Annotated in this window: 25 protein-coding genes and 1 tRNA gene; 22 read left to right on the top strand and 4 right to left on the bottom strand. The window is 58.1% G+C overall.

Translation table 11 applies throughout. The features are described 5' to 3' along the window. Positions 1–75 precede the first annotated feature (75 nt). From PhaeoP97_RS00295 to PhaeoP97_RS00270, 6 genes are all read left to right on the top strand, one after another. Positions 76–987, top strand: coding sequence for a glycosyltransferase family 2 protein (locus tag PhaeoP97_RS00295; RefSeq protein WP_072503366.1), 912 nt, complete (start codon positions 76–78; stop codon positions 985–987). A gap of 192 nt (positions 988–1,179) precedes the next feature. Further along, on the top strand, positions 1,180–1,869 hold the full coding sequence (locus PhaeoP97_RS00290) for a fumarylacetoacetate hydrolase family protein (protein ID WP_072506215.1): 690 nt from the start codon (positions 1,180–1,182) through the stop codon (positions 1,867–1,869). A gap of 326 nt (positions 1,870–2,195) precedes the next feature. Then, positions 2,196–3,239 carry a TRAP transporter substrate-binding protein gene (locus tag PhaeoP97_RS00285; RefSeq protein ID WP_072503365.1) on the top strand — a complete coding sequence of 348 codons (1,044 nt, stop codon included), beginning with the start codon at positions 2,196–2,198 and terminating at the stop codon, positions 3,237–3,239. 73 nt (positions 3,240–3,312) lie between these two features. Continuing rightward, a complete protein-coding gene (locus tag PhaeoP97_RS00280; RefSeq protein WP_072503364.1) occupies positions 3,313–3,897 on the top strand; it encodes a TRAP transporter small permease in 585 nt (194 codons plus the stop codon). Beyond that, entirely contained in the window at positions 3,894–5,399 is a 1,506-nt protein-coding gene (locus PhaeoP97_RS00275) for a TRAP transporter large permease (protein ID WP_072503363.1), read from the top strand. The genes PhaeoP97_RS00280 and PhaeoP97_RS00275 overlap by 4 nt, the downstream gene beginning before the upstream one ends. An 83-nt stretch (positions 5,400–5,482) precedes the next feature. Continuing rightward, positions 5,483–5,923, top strand: a complete 441-nt coding sequence (locus PhaeoP97_RS00270; RefSeq protein ID WP_072503362.1) for an acyl-CoA thioesterase — start codon at positions 5,483–5,485, stop codon at positions 5,921–5,923. Between the two features lie 21 nt (positions 5,924–5,944). On the opposite strand, the gene PhaeoP97_RS00265 is transcribed toward PhaeoP97_RS00270, so the two are convergent. Beyond that, positions 5,945–7,159, bottom strand: a complete 1,215-nt coding sequence (locus tag PhaeoP97_RS00265; protein WP_072503361.1) for a winged helix-turn-helix domain-containing protein — start codon at positions 7,157–7,159, stop codon at positions 5,945–5,947. Beyond that, complete coding sequence (locus tag PhaeoP97_RS00260; protein WP_072503360.1) at positions 7,159–8,184, bottom strand: LacI family DNA-binding transcriptional regulator; 1,026 nt, start codon at positions 8,182–8,184, stop codon at positions 7,159–7,161. Before PhaeoP97_RS00260 ends, PhaeoP97_RS00265 begins: the two co-directional genes overlap by 1 nt. A 135-nt stretch (positions 8,185–8,319) precedes the next feature. On the opposite strand from PhaeoP97_RS00260, the gene PhaeoP97_RS00255 reads away from it, so the two are divergent. The 7 genes from PhaeoP97_RS00255 (at position 8,320) to PhaeoP97_RS00230 (ending at position 12,947) form a co-directional block, all read left to right on the top strand. Further along, positions 8,320–8,396, top strand: a tRNA-Arg gene (locus PhaeoP97_RS00255). A 224-nt stretch (positions 8,397–8,620) separates the two neighbouring features. Continuing rightward, positions 8,621–9,406 (top strand): hypothetical protein, encoded by a 786-nt coding sequence (locus tag PhaeoP97_RS00250; protein WP_237028963.1) that lies wholly within the window; start codon positions 8,621–8,623, stop codon positions 9,404–9,406. Beyond that, positions 9,403–10,068 carry a hypothetical protein gene (locus PhaeoP97_RS00245; RefSeq protein WP_192849671.1) on the top strand — a complete coding sequence of 222 codons (666 nt, stop codon included), beginning with the start codon at positions 9,403–9,405 and terminating at the stop codon, positions 10,066–10,068. The genes PhaeoP97_RS00250 and PhaeoP97_RS00245 overlap by 4 nt, the downstream gene beginning before the upstream one ends. A 64-nt stretch (positions 10,069–10,132) precedes the next feature. Then, positions 10,133–10,576: a hypothetical protein gene (locus PhaeoP97_RS20480; RefSeq protein ID WP_217525901.1), complete on the top strand. Its 444-nt coding sequence runs from the start codon at positions 10,133–10,135 to the stop codon at positions 10,574–10,576. Between the two features lie 39 nt (positions 10,577–10,615). Next, entirely contained in the window at positions 10,616–11,632 is a 1,017-nt protein-coding gene (locus PhaeoP97_RS00240; protein ID WP_237029005.1) for a Mu transposase domain-containing protein, read from the top strand. Next, positions 11,629–12,360: an IS21-like element helper ATPase IstB gene (istB, locus tag PhaeoP97_RS00235; protein ID WP_072503358.1), complete on the top strand. Its 732-nt coding sequence runs from the start codon at positions 11,629–11,631 to the stop codon at positions 12,358–12,360. Before PhaeoP97_RS00240 ends, istB begins: the two co-directional genes overlap by 4 nt. A gap of 215 nt (positions 12,361–12,575) precedes the next feature. Then, positions 12,576–12,947 carry a catalase family protein gene (locus PhaeoP97_RS00230; RefSeq protein WP_237028962.1) on the top strand — a complete coding sequence of 124 codons (372 nt, stop codon included), beginning with the start codon at positions 12,576–12,578 and terminating at the stop codon, positions 12,945–12,947. A 194-nt stretch (positions 12,948–13,141) separates the two neighbouring features. On the opposite strand, the gene PhaeoP97_RS00225 is transcribed toward PhaeoP97_RS00230, so the two are convergent. Further along, positions 13,142–13,579 carry a MarR family winged helix-turn-helix transcriptional regulator gene (locus PhaeoP97_RS00225; protein ID WP_083570273.1) on the bottom strand — a complete coding sequence of 146 codons (438 nt, stop codon included), beginning with the start codon at positions 13,577–13,579 and terminating at the stop codon, positions 13,142–13,144. Between the two features lie 153 nt (positions 13,580–13,732). Here PhaeoP97_RS00225 and PhaeoP97_RS00220 point away from each other — a divergent pair, with 153 nt between their 5' ends. The 9 genes from PhaeoP97_RS00220 to PhaeoP97_RS20250 all read left to right on the top strand — a co-directional run bounded on the left by PhaeoP97_RS00220 (position 13,733) and on the right by PhaeoP97_RS20250 (position 19,823). Then, positions 13,733–14,629, top strand: coding sequence for a catalase (locus tag PhaeoP97_RS00220; protein ID WP_072503356.1), 897 nt, complete (start codon positions 13,733–13,735; stop codon positions 14,627–14,629). A 128-nt stretch (positions 14,630–14,757) separates the two neighbouring features. Beyond that, complete coding sequence (locus tag PhaeoP97_RS00215) at positions 14,758–15,177, top strand: group III truncated hemoglobin (RefSeq protein ID WP_072503355.1); 420 nt, start codon at positions 14,758–14,760, stop codon at positions 15,175–15,177. Between the two features lie 93 nt (positions 15,178–15,270). Continuing rightward, a complete protein-coding gene (locus PhaeoP97_RS00210; RefSeq protein ID WP_072503354.1) occupies positions 15,271–16,008 on the top strand; it encodes a DUF2189 domain-containing protein in 738 nt (245 codons plus the stop codon). Then, positions 16,009–16,299, top strand: a complete 291-nt coding sequence (locus PhaeoP97_RS00205) for a TehB family protein (RefSeq protein ID WP_072503353.1) — start codon at positions 16,009–16,011, stop codon at positions 16,297–16,299. After that, positions 16,289–17,908: a cytochrome-c oxidase, cbb3-type subunit I gene (ccoN, locus tag PhaeoP97_RS00200; RefSeq protein WP_072503352.1), complete on the top strand. Its 1,620-nt coding sequence runs from the start codon at positions 16,289–16,291 to the stop codon at positions 17,906–17,908. The genes PhaeoP97_RS00205 and ccoN overlap by 11 nt, the downstream gene beginning before the upstream one ends. A 5-nt stretch (positions 17,909–17,913) precedes the next feature. Further along, positions 17,914–18,645 (top strand): cytochrome-c oxidase, cbb3-type subunit II, encoded by a 732-nt coding sequence (gene ccoO / locus PhaeoP97_RS00195; protein WP_072503351.1) that lies wholly within the window; start codon positions 17,914–17,916, stop codon positions 18,643–18,645. After that, a complete protein-coding gene (locus PhaeoP97_RS00190; RefSeq protein ID WP_014875441.1) occupies positions 18,642–18,809 on the top strand; it encodes a cbb3-type cytochrome c oxidase subunit 3 in 168 nt (55 codons plus the stop codon). The genes ccoO and PhaeoP97_RS00190 overlap by 4 nt, the downstream gene beginning before the upstream one ends. Next, entirely contained in the window at positions 18,800–19,672 is an 873-nt protein-coding gene (gene ccoP, locus PhaeoP97_RS00185) for a cytochrome-c oxidase, cbb3-type subunit III (RefSeq protein ID WP_072503350.1), read from the top strand. The genes PhaeoP97_RS00190 and ccoP overlap by 10 nt, the downstream gene beginning before the upstream one ends. Next, positions 19,659–19,823: a hypothetical protein gene (locus PhaeoP97_RS20250; protein WP_157891218.1), complete on the top strand. Its 165-nt coding sequence runs from the start codon at positions 19,659–19,661 to the stop codon at positions 19,821–19,823. Before ccoP ends, PhaeoP97_RS20250 begins: the two co-directional genes overlap by 14 nt. Before the next feature lie 41 nt (positions 19,824–19,864). Here PhaeoP97_RS20250 and PhaeoP97_RS00180 read toward each other — a convergent pair whose 3' ends face one another. Further along, positions 19,865–20,320, bottom strand: a complete 456-nt coding sequence (locus PhaeoP97_RS00180) for an RrF2 family transcriptional regulator (protein ID WP_072503349.1) — start codon at positions 20,318–20,320, stop codon at positions 19,865–19,867. Positions 20,321–20,378: the final 58 nt, after the last annotated feature.

The raw sequence follows: 20,378 nt of genomic DNA, 5'->3' as shown, positions 1-20,378 counted from the left end.
CGCGACTGGGTTCCGGTCTGTTCAGAAACAGCCCCTGCACAGGGCCATCCAGATCAAGCGAAGAAGGCACGCACATTGACCAAGGTTCCAGCACTTCGAGACGCGCGGTTTTTGGCCACAGACCCGGTCAAACTGTCGATCTGTACGATCACCTTCAATCACGCCGCATTTCTGGAGCAATGTCTTGAGGGTTTTCTGGATCAGATCTGTGATTTTCGTGTAGAGATCATCATCCACGACGACGCATCGACCGATGGCACCGCCGAGATCATCCAGACCTATGCGCAACGCTACCCAGATATCATCCGCCCCATATTGCAAACTGACAATCAGTACTCCAAGGGGGTAAACCCCTATTATGCGTATGTCTTTCCCAATGCACAGGGCGCGTATCTGGCGATCTGCGATGGGGATGATTATTGGGATGATCCTGCCAAGCTCAGCAAACAGGTCGCGATTTTGGACAGCGAACCGGATGTCTCACTAACCTATGGTCCGGTCAAGCGCGTGCAGGACGATATTGAAACCATCGACTTCAAAAATGGTTTGGAGCGTGATCTTTCGCCAGCTGAGCTAAAGCAAGGGCTGCCGATCAACACGCTGACGACCTGTTTCAGGAATGTGTTTTCCAAGGCGCCGCCCATGTTCCTGCGATCTGCCCCCATGGGTGACATGACGGTCTGGGCGGTTCTCGGCCATCATGGTCGCGGCAAATTCATGCCTGAACTGGGCAAATCCGGGTACCGCGAACATGGCGGTGGCATTTTCTCGAAGGAAAGCCTGGACCAGAAATTGTTCATGGGGACCATCACCCTGCTGAACATGGCCGCGTTTCATTTCGCACAATCGGACAAAGCGGCGGGCCGCGCCTGTCTGAGACGGGTATTGGGCCAAATCGTCATGATCAACGGCGCGGGCGCCTCCCTGCGCGAAGTGATGCGCAAATCGCTCAGCCTGAGTCTGAGAAAAATCAGAGGCAAAGGCTAGCGCACCCAGATTTCGGCCATATGGCCGATCAAGACCGTGCTGACCTTCGCTGTTGTAACGACGATCCTGTTCTGGCTGTGATTCAAGGAGACTGCTGACTAAGGTACGGTAACACGCACCACGATGATGGTCATCTGGCGTCGCGTGATCGCGCCGCAGACCATTGGTTTCGCCAACTCCAGGAGCCCTACCATGTCACAGCCCCTTTTTGATCTCTCTCCTGCTCCGATGATCCCCGTTGTGGGCCGGACTGACAGCTATCCGATTGGACGGATTTTCTGTGTTGGACGCAATTATGCGGCCCATGCGGCGGAGATGGGGGTCGAGGTTGACCGCGAACAGCCGTTTTACTTTACCAAATCGGCCTGCCATACGGTGTTGAGTGGCACAGAGATCCCCTACCCGCGGGGCACCGAGAATTTCCATCATGAAATGGAATTGGCCGTCGCCATTGGCGCACCGCTGACAGACCCGACACCAGAGGCGGCGCGGGCTGCGATCTTTGGATACGGCTGCGCGCTGGATATGACCCGCCGCGATTTGCAACTGCGCGAACGGCAGAAGCAGCGCCCCTGGAGCCTGGGCAAGGATCTAGAGGCCGGTTCCGTCTTTGCCTCACTCACTGTGGCTGCGGAGTGGGGCGAAGTTGAGGCGCAGCGGATCTGGCTGTCGGTCAATGATGACATCCGGCAGGATGCAACCCTCGCCGAGCTGGTCTGGTCGGTGGAGGAGATTATCTGCCATCTGTCCGGCTACTATCATTTGCGGCCCGGCGACCTGATCCTAACCGGTACGCCTGCCGGTGTTGGACCTGTGGTAACTGGAGATCGTATCGAAGGCGGGATTGACGGGCTAACGCCTGTGCGCCTGGCACTGCGCTGACCGGAGTTGCGGACACGGTGGCTGATGGTCGAAATATCAACCTGTAGGTGTTTTAAGTATCACTAATACGGCTTGCGTTGATAATTTTGTAACGTATTTTTCTTTCTGAGATCTGTAATCACTCGCACAAGTGGGAAATGATACAGCACAAATGCATAATCATCTGTTGATGGTTACAAATGCACCTAATAGCTGGTGGGGCTTGGAGGCATCATCAGCACGGTCAGGGTCAGGCCCATGGCCGGGCCATGAACGGCGTTTGTTGCATCAGGGTCACCTGAGGGCGATAAACATCTAAAGATAAGAAGGTCAGAGGGAGGAAACACATGACCACTCGGAGAAAGCTACTTGGCGCGGCGGGGGCCGTTGCACTCATGGCGATGGGCGCGACGTCCGCCATGGCGCAGGAGGTGACGCTGAAGCTGCACCAGTTTCTGCCGGCGCAGGCGAATGTGCCCAAGCTGATTCTGGATGTCTGGGCCGACAAGGTCGAGGCCTCTTCCGATGGCCGCATCAAGATTGACCGCTATCCGTCGATGCAGCTGGGGGGCAAGCCGCCAGAGCTGATGGATCAGGCCATTGATGGCGTTGCGGATATCGTCTGGACCGTGGTCGGCTATACGCCCGGTCGCTACCCGTCGACCGAAGTGTTTGAGCTGCCCTTCATGATGACCAATGCACGCGCGGCGTCGCACGCCTATTGGGAGATGTTCGACGAACATATGAAGGACACCGAGTTCAAGGACGTGAAAATCCTGGGCACATGGGTCCATGGTCCGGGCATCATCCATACCACTGATCCCGTGGAATCCCCCGACGACCTGCGCGGTATGAAGATCCGTGGCGGTGGCCGGTCGGTCAATGGTCTGCTGACCGAGCTGGGCGCAACCCCGGTGGGCATGCCGGTGCCTGCCATCCCCGAGGCGCTGTCCAAAGGTGTGATCGACGGGACAACCATCCCGTGGGAAGTCACCACCGCACTGAAAGTGCCGGAACTGGTTGAGAACCACACGGAATTCACCGGTCGTGCGCTTTATACGCTGACCTTTGTTCTGGCGATGAACAAAGACAAGTACGACAGCCTGCCGGACGATCTGAAAAAGGCCGTGGATGACAACTCTGGGCTGGAATTCTCGGTCTTTGCCGGTGGTACTATGGCGGATGCCGACACTCCCGCGCGGGAATTTGCGCTGGATGAGGGCAACAATGTCATCACTCTGGACGACGACCAGACTGCCACGTGGCGTGAGGCATCTCAGCCCATCTACCAGCAGTGGCTGGACGACATGAAGGCCAAAGGTGTCGATGGGGACGCACTGCTGGAGCAGGCAACCTATCTGATCGACAAATACACGGCTCAGTATCAGTAACTGATCCCAAGACCGGTGGATCTGCAGCCCATGATGGCGGCGGGTCCACCCACCTGAAAAAGGTACATATTCCATGCATAAGCTGATGATGGGACTGGCCAGAACAATGGCCATTGTGGGCGGTATTGTCTTGTCGCTGCTGATCCTGCTGACCTGTCTGTCGATCGCCGGGCGGCTGCTGAACGGCGCGCTACATGGGGCGATGATGCAGGGGCTGGCCCCTGAGCTGTCCGAATGGCTGATTGCCATCGGTGTCGGGCCTATCAATGGCGATTTTGAGGTGGTTGAGGCAGGCGTGGCTTTTGCCATTTTTGCCTTTCTCCCTCTCTGTCAGATCACGGCGGGCCATGCATCGGTTGATATCGTGACGAACAGTTTTTCACGGGGCGTCAAACGGTTCCTGCGCATGGTGACCGAAATCGTCTTTGCCGCTGTTCTGGTGTTGATTGCGGTCCGACTGGGCGCTGGCGCGCTGAGCAAGTTACAGAATGGTGAGACGTCGTTCCTGCTCGAATTTCCGGTCTGGTGGGCCTATGGCGCCAGCCTGATCGCCGCCATCGTTGCCGCGTTGGTCGGCGTCTATATGGGCGCTGTGCGCACCATCGAATTTTTTACCGGTCGGATCCTTGTCTGGGACGGCGTGGAGGGTGAACAGTGACTGCACTTGAAATCGGGATCGCTTCCTTTCCCATCCTGATGATCCTGATCTTTCTGCGGGTACCGATTGGCCTGTCGATGTTTCTGGTTGGCCTGGTCGGGCTGATTGTGGTGACGGATGGCACACAGGTCGCTTTTGGTCGCATGAAGAGCGAGACCTATTCGACCTTTTCCTCCTACTCTCTGACCATCGTGCCGATGTTTCTGCTGATGGGGCATTTTGCAACGCTGGGCGGTATGTCGACCGCCCTGTTCAAGGCAGCCGAGGGGTTTCTGGGGCACAAAAAAGGAGGCGTTGCGATGGCCTCTATCGGGGCATGTGCCGGTTTTGGTGCGATTTGCGGATCGTCGCTGGCGACAGCGGCAACCATGGGCCGGGTCGCCCTGCCGGAACTGCGCGCCTATGGCTATGCGGGCGGGTTTTCCACTGCGACACTGGCGGCGGGCGGCACGCTGGGTATTCTGATCCCGCCCTCGGTCGTGCTGGTGATCTATGCGATCCTGACCGAACAGAATATCGCCAAGCTGTTTCTTGCGGCCTTTATTCCCGGCATTCTGGCGGCGATTGGCTATGTTATCGCGATTTCTGTCTACGTGCGGGTGTTTCCAGGCAGTGCGGGCACCCGACCACCGGTGCCATGGGGAGAGCGGTTTACAGCGCTTTTCCGGGTCTGGCCGGTGCTATTGGTTTTTGGCCTTGTGGTGGGCGGCATCTATCTGGGCTGGTTCACCCCAACCGAAGGCGCAGCTGTTGGCGCGCTGGGGACCGGATTGATTGCCTGGCTCAACGGGGGGCTGACCCAAGCAACGCTGAGCGAGAGCTTTATGGTGACTGCGCGTTCCACTGCGATGATCTTTTTCATCGTGCTGGGGGCCGGGTTCTATAACGGCTTTCTTGCGCTAACCAAAGTGCCGCAGGAGCTGGCTGATTTCGTCGTCAGCCAAGGCCTAAGCCCGTGGATGGTGCTCATTCTGATCCTTACCTTCTATCTGGTATTTGGCTGCCTGATGGACAGCCTGTCAATGATCCTGCTGACTATCCCGATCTTTTATCCGGTGATCTCGGCGATGGATTTTGGCCTGGTGAACCTGCCCGCCATGCAGGCCGATGCGGCGATGGAGGTCCTGAAGGCCGGCATACCCGAAGGCATGGGGGCCGAAATGCTGGCCTCTATCCAAGACGCGATTGCCACGGGGGCCGAACTGACCCGCGAGCAGATGAAAGAGCTGGGCATCCGTGTCACCCAAGGTATAGCGAACCGGATCGAGACCGAATACGTCGCCATCTGGTTTGGTATTCTGGTTCTGATCGTGGTCGAGGTTGGCCTGATCACCCCGCCGGTCGGCATGAACCTGTTTGTCATCAATGCGATGGATCGCACCACGCGTATGGTCGATACCTACAAGGCGGTTATGTTCTTTGTTGCCTCTGATCTGATCCGGGTGGTGATCCTCGTTGCCTTTCCGATCATCACGCTGTTGCCGTTGATGTTGATGCGCTAAGACGTAATCATTCACTATAACGCGGCCATCCGTTCCGGCGGGTGGCCGCGATCCGTTTAACCCGTTCACAGCCGAGGCCGCCGATGACCAAACCAAATACGCCCGATTTTGTGCATGAAATCCGCGTTGGCTGGGGCGATTGTGACCCGGCCCGGATTGCCTATACCGGCCATCTGCCGGGTTTTGCACTTCAGGCGATTGATGGTTGGTGGGAACATCAGCTGGACGGCGACGGCTGGTATCAGATGGAGTTGGATCGCGGCACCGGCACGCCCTTTGTCCATATGAGCATAGATTTCCGCTCACCTGTGACCCCACGCCATCGCCTGGCCTGTGCAGTCTGGCCGGTAGCGCTGGGACAGAAATCTGTCACCTTCCGGGTCGAGGCCAGCCAAGACGGGATTTTGTGTTTTGAGGGCAAATTTGTCTGTGTCTTCATCGCGCCCGAGGATTTCACAACAAGGCCCGCACCTGCGGATTACCGTGCGGTGATTGAGCCGCTTTTGCGCCCGGATCTGGCCTGAACCACCTGATTAGAGCCGTATCTAGAGAGTTTCACGTCGCCATCCATCGGCAAATGTCACCTGCTCCACCCCCGCAAAACGGGCAACGCGGTCTAATTCCGCCTCCAGCCGGGCTTGGCGTGACACAGTCCATTTGACCCCGTGTTCAGGCCACAGGGCTGTGACATGAAGCAGGCCCGCCTGGCGCTGCGCCTTCATGTCGATACGCCCGATCAGCCGGTCCCCTTCCATCAGCGGGAAGACGTAGTAGCCATAGCGGCGTTTGGCGGCAGGGGTGAAGACCTCAATCCGGTAGTGAAAGCCAAACAGTTCTTCAGTCCGTTTGCGGTCCCGCAGCGCAGGATCAAAGGGGCTAAGCACCCGTATCCGGCCCGGCGGTGCAGGCAGATCTGCGGCGTTGTCGATGGCCCCCGAGCGCGCATACACACGTCGGTTGCGCCCATCTGCGAGTGTGATTTCAAGCGGGACAATATGGCCATCAGCCTCGGCATGTTTGCACCAGGCGGCGGTTTCAGCCGGACTGGCCGTTGCCCAGAAGCCCGCGAGCTGGCCCGAAGTGGCAAACCCCAGCCGGTCCAGCGCAGCGTTGCACAGCCAGTCCACGGTTTCACGCGGATCAACAGTGCCTTGGTTAGGCACAAGGGCGGGGTCGATCACTCGCTCCGTCAGGTCATAGCGTTTCTGAAAACCACTGCGCCCCACAACGGTCAGTGCGCCCGACCGCCAAAGATATTCCAGCGCCGTTTTTGACGGATGCCAATCCCACCAGCCGCCCGATCCCTTGGCCTCGTCCTTGCCGACATCGGATGACCCGACCGGACCATGGTCCCGGATGTGATCCAGGATATGCTGAAACTTTGCCTCATACCCGTCGCGATGCCAGTTGCGATAGCGTTTGCGCAACACCTCGGCATCCCGCTGAAACCGCAGATGCCAGTGAGGATAGAACGCCATCGGCAGCACAGCTGCATCATGCGTCCAATGTTCAAACAGACGGCGGTCCCGTTCATAAAGTCGCTTCAGAGCGGCGGGGCGATAGCTGGGCCTGCGTGAATAGAGGATCATGTCATGGGCGCGGGCAACAGTGTTGATACTGTCCAGCTGCACGAACCCCAATCGAGTGATCAGGTCCAGTAGCGCATCACCCGTAGCGGACCCGCTGGGCTGTTCCAGCAGCGCATGACGATCCATAAACAGCCGCCGCGCGGCCCGGTTGTCCAGCCGCGCAACGGACATCAGCGCCGCTTAAGCGTGTCGCCGTAGGTGATGGTCGGGGTCAGGGTCACGTGTTTCTCGATCTCCTGATCCGGGTTGTCGAGCTGCGCCGCGATGATCTCGGCAGCTTTGCGCCCGATTTCCAGACGACAGGCGTCCATCGTGGCTAGCTGGCGCGGCAAACCTTGCAACAGCTCAACCCCGTTGAACCCGGCAAGACCGATCTGACCAGGGATATCGATCTTCTGATCCATCAGATAGAGCATCCCGCCTGCGCCGATCATGTCGTTGGAGTAATAGAGAAAATCAAGCTCAGGAGAGCGTTCCAGCATCTCTTGTGTCATTTCCCGCCCCTTGGCGAGCGCCGAACCACCAGAATAAAACGCGCGATCTTCGATCTCAACGCCTTCCTTGGCCAGCGCCTCGGTAAAGCCCTCAAACCGCTTTCTGGCGCGGTGGTCCAGCGGCATCTTGGTGCCCATGAAGCCAATGTGACGATAGCCCGCCTTGAGGATGGCCTTGGCCATTTCACGGCCCGCGCGGCGATGCGAAATCCCCACCATCGCGTCCACCGGTTTGCCGTCAGTGTCCATGACCTCGACCACCGGAATGCCCGACGCATTCAACATCGCGCGCGCCGCCTCTGTGTGTTCCAATCCGGCAATGATCACGCCAGACGGCCGCCAGGACAACATCTCGTAAAGGACTTTTTCTTCTTTCTCGGGCTGGTAATCCGTCACCCCGACCACGGGCTGCAGATCGGTATTTTCCAGTATCGAATTGATGCCCGTCAGCACCTCAGGAAACACCATATTGGACAGCGACGGGATGATCACCGCCACGAGATTGACCCGGTTCGACGCCAGCGCGCCAGCGATCTTGTTGGGCACATAGCCCAGTTCCTTGGCGGCCGTCAGAACCTTTTTCCGGGTCTTCTCTGAAACATCCCCCCGATTGCGCAGAACACGGCTGACAGTCATCTCTGAAACGCCGGTTGCTTCGGATACATCACGAAGGGTAAGCGGGCGCTTGTTGTCCGTTGTCACGTCGATGGCCTCACATTGTTGTTCCTGTTAGGTTAGCGCAGACAGAGCGCGCTGCACAATGGGGCGCAACGCCTGCAAAATCCAATTCGTGAGGATTGTTTTGCCACGGTGGGTTTGCTATCGCGTAAACAAGCAGGCCCCGTGGCTCAACTGGATAGAGCAGCCCCCTCCTAAGGGGCAGGTTGCAGGTTCGAATCCTGCCGGGGTCGCCAAAACCACCTGAAAAATATGACTTATTTACAGAGCTTTGTGCAGGAGCTTGCAGAAAGTCCCGTGAGCTTTCGCGCCGAATTCTGCTGAAACCGCGGAAATCTCGTACAAAACCTGTACAAAATTCGCACGTCTTTGCGCGTTTTGGGGCCTTCCAATGAGCTGGCGGGTTGCGAACACATGCGCGGAACGCAAGTTCGGGAGTGCCACGCGCAAGCAGATCATCATGTTCTTCGCCGATAAGGCGAGCGATGACGGTTCGGGCATCTGGTGTTCCAAAGGCACGATTCAGCGGCACACCGAGCTGGGGGAGACCACCGTTAAGCGAACCGTGCGCGAATTCCTGAAGGAAGGCATTCTGGTTGAGACCGGCGCGCGTACCTGCAAGAACGGTTTCACCGTCGTCTACCGGATCGATCTCGCCAAGGTTGAGGCCCTGGACCCCACGCTTGAACCCGAAATTGAGACGGGGTCCACAGTGGCCCCCGTCCAGTCTGGCCCCGGCACGGGGGCCACTGTGGCCGGGGTACCGGGGCCACCACGGCCCCCAAACCATCCTACAACCATCCATAAACCACCTACGTGCAGGCGCGAGGCGGCGGCGGATGAAGAAATTGAGAAGATTCTGGCGGCATACCCGCCGGACCGGCTACGGGGCAAGGCGGTCTGCATCGCCCAGATCGAAGAGGCCATGAAGGAAGGGGTCGCACCGGAGAACTTGCGGCAGGCCATCCAAGCCTACGCCAACGGTAGCGCAGGTTTCACTCGCTCCAAGGTCTGCTTTTCCGACAACTGGTTTCAGTCGCGGCGGTGGCAGGCCTATGTCGAGAAGCAAGGGGAAGACCGGGAGAAGGCGACAGCGTTGCAGGCTGATCACCATGCGCGACTGGCCTGTTGGATCAGTGACCGCAACCCGATTTGCGAACACATCACGGCACCCCAAGTCACAGCATTGCTTGCGTCGAAGCTGGTGACGCAGGCCCAAATCCAAGCCGCAGGCCTCAGATCATGACCGCAACCAATCCCACAGAAGAGCAAACAGCAACCCGCGCCCAAGGCCGCGACGAGCTGCATGCATGGCTGCAAGACCAGATTAGCGTCGGCCTGATCACCGACCGCGCTAGTATGGTCGACGCCCTTGCTGACGCAGGCTTCGACCTCCCCCGCGCGGGCAAAGCCTACCTGACCGCACAAGACCCCGACACCGGCGAGCGCTGGCGACTGAAAGGAGAGATTTTCCATGAAGACTGGCAAGCCGACCCGGCTGAGCGAGAAGTTGAACGCGGAACTGGACACGATCAGGCAGGACTACGCCGCCTCGATGGCATCTCAACTGGAGAGCTTCAGGACCGATTTGAACAGCATTGCGATAAACGCGCATCGTACAATCGAGACCGATACCCGCAGCTTTCTGCGACAGAACAAGAGGTGGCTGACGATCTCGCCCTGGCTGATCATGGGGACATTCTTGGCGGGGATCGTCTCGATGATGGTCGCGAGTTTGCTTTGGACGTTGATGCTGGCGAGCTAAGAGATGACGGACTTGGGCCTCACGCGGATCGACAGGGAGGACGCGACGTGGCTGGTGCTGGACCCGACCAAGACGCGCGTGAGGACCTGCACTGTGAATCGGCATGCGAAATTGACCCACTTAGGTGGGTTATGAGCGAGTAAAATTGACCCACCTGTTTCGTTAACATCCGCGCTTCAAGTGCGGAGGAAAGAGCAGGTGTTATTGATGGAAAGTGTATCGAAGATCCGTCTGTGGGTGCTGGTTGAAGGGCGCAGTATCCGGTCTGTTGCGCGGGCGACGGGATTATCGCGCAACACGATCAAGAAGTATTTGAAGGATGAGAGCCCGCCGAGCTACCAGCGCCAGGCTCCACCGGTTCGGCACAAACTGTGCAACGGGTTTGATCTCCGGCTTCAGGAACTGTTCGATCAGGACCAGAAGCGACCACGTCGGGAGCGGCGAACGGCCCAGAAGCTTTATGAGCAGCTCGTGGTGGAAGGCTACACCGGGTCCTATTCTCCAGTTCAGCGATTTGTCCGCGATCTGAAGCGGGCTGGCGCCGGTTCTGGCGATGCTTTTATCCCCCTGCATTTTGCTGCTGGTGACGCCCTTCAGTTTGACTGGAGCGAAGAACGGGTTGTCCTGGGCGGCGTTGAACAAAAGATCTAGGTTGCCCATTTCCGCCTGTGCCACAGCCGCAAGCCTTTGGTGATCGCCTATCCCGGCGAAGCCCAGGAGATGGTTCTGGATGCTTTTGTGCAGGCACTGTCTTTCTATGGCGGGGTTCCACGACGGGTGATCATTGATAACCCCAAGACCATGGTGACCTATGTGTCCCGCTCGAAGGACCGGATATTCCATCCCCGGTTCCTGGCTCTGATGAACCACTATGTGATGGAACCTGTTGCCTGCACGCCCGCAGCGGGTTGGGAGAAGGGGCAGGTCGAGAACCAGGTCCAGTTTTTGCGCGGCCGGTTGTTTGTGCCCAAGCCTGCCTTTGAAGATCTTGATGCGCTGAACACCTGGTTGCGCCTGCGCTGTGAAGAACTGGCCAATCGTCCCCATCCCGAACAGCAGGATCGCACGATTGCCGAGGTGTTCGAAGACGAACGCGCCGAGCTGCGCCCCTTGGGTCGGCCTTTTGACGGCTATGTTGAGAAGACGGTTCGTGTCCGATCCACTTGCCTGGTTCAATATGCCAGCAACCGCTACAGCGTCCCGTCCCACTTTGCCGGTCAACATGTGTCGCTGCGCGCTTATGCGGGCCGGATTATGCTGGTGTCGGGCCAGGATATCATCGCCGAGCATAAGCGCCGCTTCACCCGCAACGTCAGCTACTTTGAACCCTGGCACTATGTTCCTCTGCTGGATCGCAAGCCCGGCGCCCTACGCAATGGCGCACCCTTCGTGGACTGGCAACTGCCTGAGGCCATGCACCAGATCAGGGAACATTACATGGCAGACAAGGGCGGGGATCGGGAGTTCGTTGATCTGCTTCTGCTCGTCCAGGATCACGGGATCGAGGTTGTCGAGATGGCTTGTGAACTGGCCGTGGCACAAAACACCCTCCGCCTGCCCGCCATCATCAACCTGATTAACCAGTTGGTGGAGCCGGTCATCACGCCGCTCAGCGAAGCCTATGCCTATCCGCAACTGACCCTGCGACCCGAGGCCGACTGCAAGCGCTATGAGATCCTGTGCTCGACTGAGGAGGTTGCCGCATGAACGCCCTGATCGACCAACTGACCGCCCTGAGGTTGCACGGAATGGCAGCTTGCGCACATGATTTGCTGTCCGCGCGCAAGCCACCAAGTCTGACCACAGCGATAAAGCAACTGATCGACGCGGAGACTGTAGAGCGGCGGGCGCGCTCTATCCAGTATCAAATGAGGATCGCGAAGTTCCCCCATCATAAGGACTTCGCCACCTTCGATTATGGTGCTGCCGCCATCACCCAGACCCAGATCGAACCGTTCTGCACAGGGCAGTTCACCCAAGAGGCGCACAACCTCATCCTGGTGGGCGGAACCGGCACCGGCAAAACCCATATCGCCATCGCTTTGGGCACCACCCTGATCACCAACGGCAAGAAGGCACGCTTCTTCAACGCCGTCGATCTGATCAACGCCCTGATCAAGGAACAGGCCGAGGGCAATGCCGGGAAGATCATCCGGCAACTCTCGGCTCTGGATTGCGTCATCATCGACGAGCTGGGCTACATCCCGTTCCCCAAGTCTGGCGGAGCATTGCTGTTCCATCTGATCAGCAAGCTCTACGAGAAAACCAGCGTCATCATCACCACCAACCTGGAGTTCGGAGAGTGGGTCTCGGTCTTTGGCGATGCCAAGATGACCACCGCGCTGCTGGATCGCGTCACCCACCATTGCGCAATCATCGAAACCGGCAACACGTCCTATCGCTTTGCTCAGAGCAAAAGCCGCAGAGAAAAGTAACCGTCCCGAAAGCAAAGCCCCCAGACGGACTCGCTATATGAGGGCGGCCCGCCTGGGGGCTTTGCGCCACATGGGGTGGGTCAATTTTAAATGCTGAAACCGGGTCAACTTTGAACGCTCATTGACAGGCCGAAACCCTACGCCCCTACGAAGGCACGACTTTCAACAGCGTGAATTCCTTCTATCTGGTGAATGAGGCTGGCACGCAAACGGCGATGCGTTTCTCATTCCGACCTTCCGGAGAAGAGGGTATTGTCACAGAGACCCACCCTGATTTCTTCTTGGAAAACATGCAGAAAAATATCGCTGACGGTGGCGTTTCCTGGGACATGGTTGTGACATTGGCCAATCCAGATGACGTTGTCGCGGATCCGTCCGTTCAATGGACCGGGGACCATACCGAGATCGTCGCGGCTCGCTTTACCGCAAAAGCCGCAATGGCTGAAAGTGACGGTCAGTGTGATGAGCTCAACTTTGACCCAATGGTGCTGAGCGACGGGTTTGCCCCCTCGGAAGATCCAATGTTGCAGGTTCGTTCAATGATCTATGCACTCGGCGTTGGACAGCGCCTCTCCGAAAAGGAATGATTGTTACCAACAAAACCTTGCAAGGGGCAGCGCCGCGCAAGCGGGCTGCCCCCGAACGGTAAATTCAGTGCTGCCCTTCAACTGACTTGTTGCTGCCATGCGACTCCCGCGTCTGGTAGCTGTTGTAAGTTGGATTTATTCGGCGCCCGGATAAGTGCAAGCCACTACAGGTATATAGGCAAGGTGCGCTACCATCAGCTCCCATGCGTCAGATTTTTGGTAAGGCGGGTCAGGTTGGTGGTAATCTGATCCAATGCCTCCGGTTCCATCTCCGTCGCTTCCACAAGGCATGATGTTATTTTGCGTGAGGCTGCGTGCAGGTCCCGGCCCTTGTCGGTAAGATGCACAAACACTTGACGTTCGTCCTTGGTGCCCCGGATCCGTTGCACCAGGCCAGAACTTTCCAGCCGCTTGAGCAGCGGTGTGAGGGTGCTGGTTTTCAAGGAGAGCTGTGCCGCTAGCTCGCTCACGCCTTGCGCATCGCGCTCCCACAGCAACATCAGGGTAATGTACTGTGGATAGGTTAGGCCCAGAGGCCTCAATAGTGGGCCATAGATCTGATTGATTGCGTGGGAAGCATTGTACACCGCAAAGCAGAACATCTCATCGGCATTTTCGGGCAGTTTTGACATCCTGGTCCTCATGCTCCCATTAAATCGTGCGCGATATTTCTAGTTGACAGTTTGCGGATGTCAAGAGTAGTGTCGAACTGCACTATGTCGTGCACGATATAATTTGCACTGCAGCAGTTTCTTTGCGCAGTCAGAAATGAGGAGTTGAAGGACATGTCTGGGGCAGAAGAGCTGATTGATGCGTTGAATGGTACTTTTGGTCACCATGCCGGATACCGCGCGTCTCATGCCAAGGGGTTTTCCGTCAGGGGCCGCTTCATTCCCGCATCCGGTGGTGGTGAAGCGCAGATACCGCTATTGCAATCCGAACAGCAGGTAGTTGCGCGCTTCTCGGTTGGGGGCGGTAAGCCAGCGATTAGCGATAAAAGCCCAACCGTCCGGGGGATTGGGTTGGAGATCGGGCAGAACGCCGAAAAATGGGCTATGGCATTGATCTCAAATCCGGTGTTCTTCGCCAATTCGGCAGAGCAATTTAAGGCATTTTTGGCGGCGCGGGTTGCTGACCCAGCAACTGGCGCACCGGACCCTGCAAAGGTAAAGGCGTTTAATGACGCAAACCCGAACACCGTTCCGCATCAAGCCTACCTCAAATCTGTGGCGCCTTGCCGGTGTTATTCTGCAGAACAGTATCATTCAGGCCATGCCTACCACTTCGGTACCAGCGAAGGCGTGCTTGCGGCCCGTATCCTTCTGGAGCCTGAAGGCGGTCGCCACGGCCTGACGGATGAGGAGAAGAAGGATCTGCCGGATGATTTCCTTTATGACAGGTTGCTGCGGGAGTTGAGTAATCGGCCTGCCCGATGGACGCTGAAGCTGGTTGTGGCGAATGATGCGGATGATATCTCGGATCCAACCGTCCCATGGGATGGGGTGCATGGCGAACTGATCCTTGGAACGGTGCAAATCGAGTTGCCGGATGACCGGGCGGAGAGCGTTGCCAAAGTGTTTGACCCCTCTCATTTGCCAGAGGGTGTGGCAGAACCTCACGATAATGTATTCGCCCTGCGCAGTCCTGCATATGCGGTCTCTGTTGCGCGCCGGTCTAGTTGAAACTGCCAAATTGGCTGCGCCCAAGCCGCCGTTGCCGGAGGGGAATTAAAATACGACTTGAAAATACCTATTTGGTAAAGTAAGTACTCGGTAAAGTAGGGATGTCATGGTCAAACTTGGAGATTCTCATGGCGCAAGTACAGCGGGCGCGGCCACATATGTTTGATGTTACCCCGGAAGAGATCAGCAGGCTGGTATGTTGTTTTTATGCACGTATCCGCGTGGATAATGTGCTTGGCCCAGTGTTCAGTGCGGCCATTGAAGACTGGCCAGCGCACGAGGCGAAAATCTTAGCGTTCTGGAGGGGGGCGATCCTGCGCGAACCGGGGTATGAAGGAAATCCCATGCAGGTCCATCTGTCCAACTCGGAAATACTGCCGGAGCACTTTCCTCGGTGGCTGGAGCTGTTCCGGGACACGGCAAACCGCGAGTTGAAACCGGAAACGGCCGCGGCATTTGCAAATCTGGCCGACCGCATCGGCAACGGATTGTCCTATGGAATCGAAAACTTCCGCAAGCCTGAAGGGGCTCCACCTGTTCTGGCATGAGTAATTTACGGGCAGTTGCCGGAGGGTCGCTGTCTCGTGTGTTAGGATCGAAACCATCATTCCGTCCCGGACGGCCAAAAGGAGAGGCGAAAAATGACCGCAGGCGTCTATTCCAAAGCAAGGGTGATCCAAGAGGATCCGGGACAGGTGGTGAAACGCTGGCTGGTTGCCGGTTGGCGAGATCTGCGTGCGAACCCAGGGTTTTCCCTTGGCTATGGGATGGCACTGGTCCTAGGGGGCTGGGCTTTGATCTGGCTCCTTTCAGCGAGCGGGACCGGCTGGATGCTGCTGCCGCTGCTGGCGGGCGGAGTACTGATTGGGCCGGTTGCAACGGTTGGGCTCTACGCAGTGGCCCGTGGGCGGCGCGAGGTAGCCTCAAAAGGGCAGATCGCGCTGGTGGGTGCCATCCTGATGGTTTTTGCCCTGACCTGGATCCGGGCAGCCACGGTGCTGTTTGCCATCGTCTACGGTCTGCGCCCCTTTGCCGGTTTCATCGAAACCTTGCAATTGCTGCTCAGCACGCAGGCAGGGTGGGTGCTGATGATCGCGGGTTCGCTGACGGGCGGGCTGTTTGCAGCGCTTGGCTTTGCGGTCTCGGCGTTTTCAGTGCCGATGCTGGTGGATCGCGAGATCGACGGCTTCTCGGCCATGGGGTTGAGCTTCAATGCGGCCACCCATAATTTCCGGCTCTGCGTCTGGTGGGGCGCTGCCATCACCTTCCTGACCGCCCTGGGCATTCTGACCGGGTTGCTGGGGCTTGCAATTGTCTTTCCGCTGCTTGGCTATGCCACCTGGCATGCCTACGCGGATCTGTTCCATGGAGATGCATGAATGGCTGAGGCTCTTCCCAAAGGCGCGGTGCATTACGCCACCTCGCGGTTTACGCAGGACACCCTCCCGGAGAAATTGCGTAAGGATCACAGTACCAAGGCGGGCGTCTGGGGTCAGTTGGCGGTGCAAAGCGGTCGGCTGCTGTTCCGGCGGGAAGACAAGGCAGAGGTGATTGTCGAAGCGGGTGGAACCGCCATCTTTGCCCCGCAGGAAATACACTCGGTCGAGGCGCTTGGCGCAGTGGAATTCGAAGTCCGGTTCCACCGACAGGAGGTGTCCGATGCAACGTAATCTAAGCATAGAGGATGGCGTCATTTTCGGCGCTTTATTTGCCGTGCTCTTGGGCGGGCTTGCCGTACTGGGCTGGGGCGTGCCGCTGGGCTATGTGCTGCACGGCTGGCTGATCGCGCTGGCCGCTGGCTGGGGCATCATGTGGATGCTGAACCGGATCAGTGACGGGCCGGGAGAGGTGCCTTTAGAGTATAACGACAAAGTCATCCGCTTCGGTGTCATTGCCACTTTGATCTGGGGAATAATCGGTTTTGCCGTTGGTGACATTCTTGCGTGGCAACTGGCCATCCCGTCGCTTAACGGCGATATGTCCTGGTCCAACTTCGGACGGCTGCGGCCGGTGCATACCTCCAGCGTTATCTTCGGCTTCGGCGGCAACGCGCTGATCGCCACGTCCTTTTACGTTGTGCAGCGGACATCACGGGCGCGGCTGGCCAGCGAAACGCTGCCCTGGCTAGTTTTCTGGGGATACAACCTGTTCCTGGTGCTGGCAGCCTCCGGCTACCCGCTGGGCATCACCCAGTCCAAGGAATACGCTGAACCGGAATGGTACGCGGACCTGTTGCTGCTGGTGGTCTGGATCGGTTACCTGACTCTGTATCTGCGCACCCTGGCGCGACGGGCTGAGCCGCATATTTATGTGGCCAATTGGTACTATCTCGCTTTCATCGTGGTGATTGCGATGCTGCACACCGTGAACAACCTCTCGGTTCCGGTCTCGATTGCCTACCCCAAGAGCTATTCGCTGTTTGCCGGCACCCAGGATGCGATGACGCAGTGGTGGTACGGCCATAATGCGGTCGGGTTCCTGCTGACCGCAGGCTTCTTGGGTATGCTCTACTATTTCCTGCCCAAGGCGGTGAACCGGCCGGTCTATTCCTATCGGATGTCAATAGTCGGCTTCTGGGGGATCACCTTTCTCTACCTCTGGGCAGGGTCGCACCACCTGCATTACACGGCGCTGCCGGATTGGGTGCAATACTTGGGCATGAGCATGTCGATCATCCTGCTGGTGCCCAGCTGGGCCTCGGTCTTCAACGGTATCCTGACGATCAACGGCGCCTGGGACAAGGTGCGCACCGACCCTGCCGTCCGCTTTATGATGGTGGCGATCCTGTTCTACGGCCTAGCCACCTTCGAAGGCTCCTTCATGGCGATCCGCCCGGTGAACTCGCTGAGCCATTACACCGACTGGACCGTGGGCCATGTGCATGCGGGAGCGCTTGGCTGGGTGGCCTTTATCACCTTTGGCGCCATGTACAAAATGGTGCCTTGGGTCTGGAAACGCGAGGGCGTCTATTCGCTGAAACTGGAGGCCTGGCACTTCTGGCTCGCCCTCTCAGGCACGCTGATCTACGTCGGTGCGATGTGGAACAGCGGCATTACACAATCGCTGATGTGGCAGACCTATGATGCGGATGGCGCTTTCCTCTATTCCTTCCTCGACAGTGTGATCGAGATGCACCCCTACTATGTCGCCCGTGCGGTCGGCGGGCTGCTCTATCTGATTGGGGCCTGTATCGGCGCCTACAACATCTACATGACCGTAAGCGGGCCGCGGAAAATGGAAACCCGGCAAACCGGGCCTCTGACCCGGCCTGCGGAGTAACGCCCATGAGCACAGCACATCAGAAACTTGAACGCCACTCGCTGGGATTTGCCATGATGATCCTGCTGGTGGCCTCGATCGGCGGCATCGTCGAAATTGCACCGCTGTTTACAATCGAAAACACGGTGGAGGAAGTCGAAGGCATGCGGCCCTATACGCCATTGGAGCTGGCCGGGCGCGACATCTATGTGCGCGAGGGATGCTATGCCTGCCACAGCCAGATGATCCGCACCTTGCGCTCGGACGTGGAGCGTTACGGGCATTACAGCCTGGCCGCCGAGAGCATGTATGACCACCCGTTCCAATGGGGATCGAAGCGCACCGGGCCTGATCTGGCCCGGATCGGCGGCAAGTATTCCGATGACTGGCATGTGGCGCATCTGGAGGCGCCGCGTGAACTGGTCCCCGGATCTGTGATGCCCGGCTATGCCTTCCTGTCCGAAAACAGGCTGCCGACCGGCCATTTGCCCGCGGCGCTGAAGGCGCTGAGCCGCGCAGGGGTGCCCTACACAGAAGCGCAGATCGAAAATGCCGAAAAGGACGCGGTCTGGCAGGCAGATTTCGAGCAGAATTACGAAGGCGAGCTGCAGGAGAGTTATGGGGCAAGCGTCCAGGTGCGTGATTTCGACGGCCAGCCCGGAAGTCTGACAGAAATGGATGCGCTGGTGGCCTACCTGCAGATGCTGGGAACGCTTGTTGATTTCGATTCTTTGAACCCCGAGGAGGTGAACCGATGACCCATGATGCAGTTCTGGTCTTCTCCAAAACCTGGGGCGCGATCTATCTGCTGAGTGTGTTCCTGGCGGCCGTGGTCTGGGTCTACTGGCCCTCGCGGCGCCGCATGTATGACGATGCGGCGCAGTCTCCGCTGGACGGGCGGGAGGACCAGCCATGGCGGTAAGAGAAAAGGATCCGGTCTCGGGTACGGACTTGACCGGTCACGAGTGGGACGGGATCAAGGAGCTGGACACGCCGGTTCCTTGGGCCGCCCGATGGTCGCTGTGGGGCAGTATTGCAGTGGCCGCCGCATTTTGGGTGTTCTATCCGTCTTTTCCTGCTGTGAGGGATTACGCCAAAGGGGCGCTTGGGTATTCCTCAAGGGCGGAAGTCATGGCCTCGCTGAAGAAAGCAGAGGCGGACCGCGAACAAGCTTTTGCACCATTCGCATCGGAGGATTTTGAAGCGCTGGCCGCCGATCCGGCGCTGGAGGAGCGTTATGGCGCGGCCATTTCCAAGCTTTATGCAGACAATTGCGCCGCCTGCCATACGGAAAATCTGAGGGGGCAGCCTGGCTTTCCGAACCTGGCGGACGGCCATTGGCTGTGGTCGGGATCGCCGGAGGAGATCGAATACACGATCCGCTATGGCATCAATGCGGCCCATGACGAGACGCGCAACGCTCTCATGCTGGCCTTTGGGGCGGATGGGATGCTTGAAAAGCAACAGGTCGGCGAGGTGACTGATTTTGTGCTGTCGTTGTCCGGGCTGGAACATGATGCGGCGGCTGCAGAAGCCGGAAGTGGAGTTTTTGAAGACAACTGTGCGGCCTGCCATGGGGACGACGGGCGCGGCGGATATGAAATCGGCGCGCCGGATCTGGGCGATGGCCAATGGATTTATGGCAACAGCAGGGAAGATGTATACCGCAGCATCTATTATGGCCGCATGGGCGTTATGCCCGCCTGGGAGGGACGCCTGAGCGATGCACAGATCCGGATGCTGACGCTGTATCTGCTATGGAACGGTGAAGATGCGCCAAGCTGAGGAGAACCCCCGCTTCCGCAGGGCTATGTATTTGCTGATACTGGCCCTGCTGGCCGGTTACATCGGCTTCAAGGCATGGCACCTGTCGGTGGCGTTCGACGCTTGGGAGGGGCAGCCGCTGGAAGGTGTGGTTTTGGACGCTGCCAAGTAGTTTGTCGTCAAAATGCGCAATATGGTTGCGCATTTGTGGCTTCAGGCCGCACCCTGCCCGGCTTCCAGCGCCCGAATCAGGTTCTTCATTCCTCGGTTTCCCTCCAGAACATTCTGCAGGGTCTTGCTGTCTAGTGCGGCAAAGAACACTTCCTGTGCCTCGGTCAGGATCGGCAATAGGCCGCAGGCCGGGGTCATCACGCAGCAGCCGCCGCCTTCCTTCATGCACTCAACCAGCGGTGTGCCGCGCTCGGACTTACGCAGCAGCCCGCCAATTGATATAGCCTCCGGCGGCAGTGCCATCCGCATGCCCCCGTTGCGCCCGCGCACTGATTCCACGTAGCCCTCATGAGTAAGCCATTGGGAAATCTTGGCCAGGTGGTTAAAGGGTAGCTTTTGCATCTCCGCAATTTCACGCGTAGACATTAGCCCCTCCTCATGGGTGGAGAGGTGGATCAGGATGCGAAGTGCGTAATCTGAGAACTTTGAAATCTGCATAAGCACTCTTCTCACAAAAAACACGTATTGAAAATACGTATTTCATTGACATGTATCG

It is taken from the genome of Phaeobacter porticola (genome assembly GCF_001888185.1).
Classification (GTDB): domain Bacteria; phylum Pseudomonadota; class Alphaproteobacteria; order Rhodobacterales; family Rhodobacteraceae; genus Phaeobacter; species Phaeobacter porticola.
This window is presented reverse-complemented; position numbering and strand designations above follow the sequence as displayed.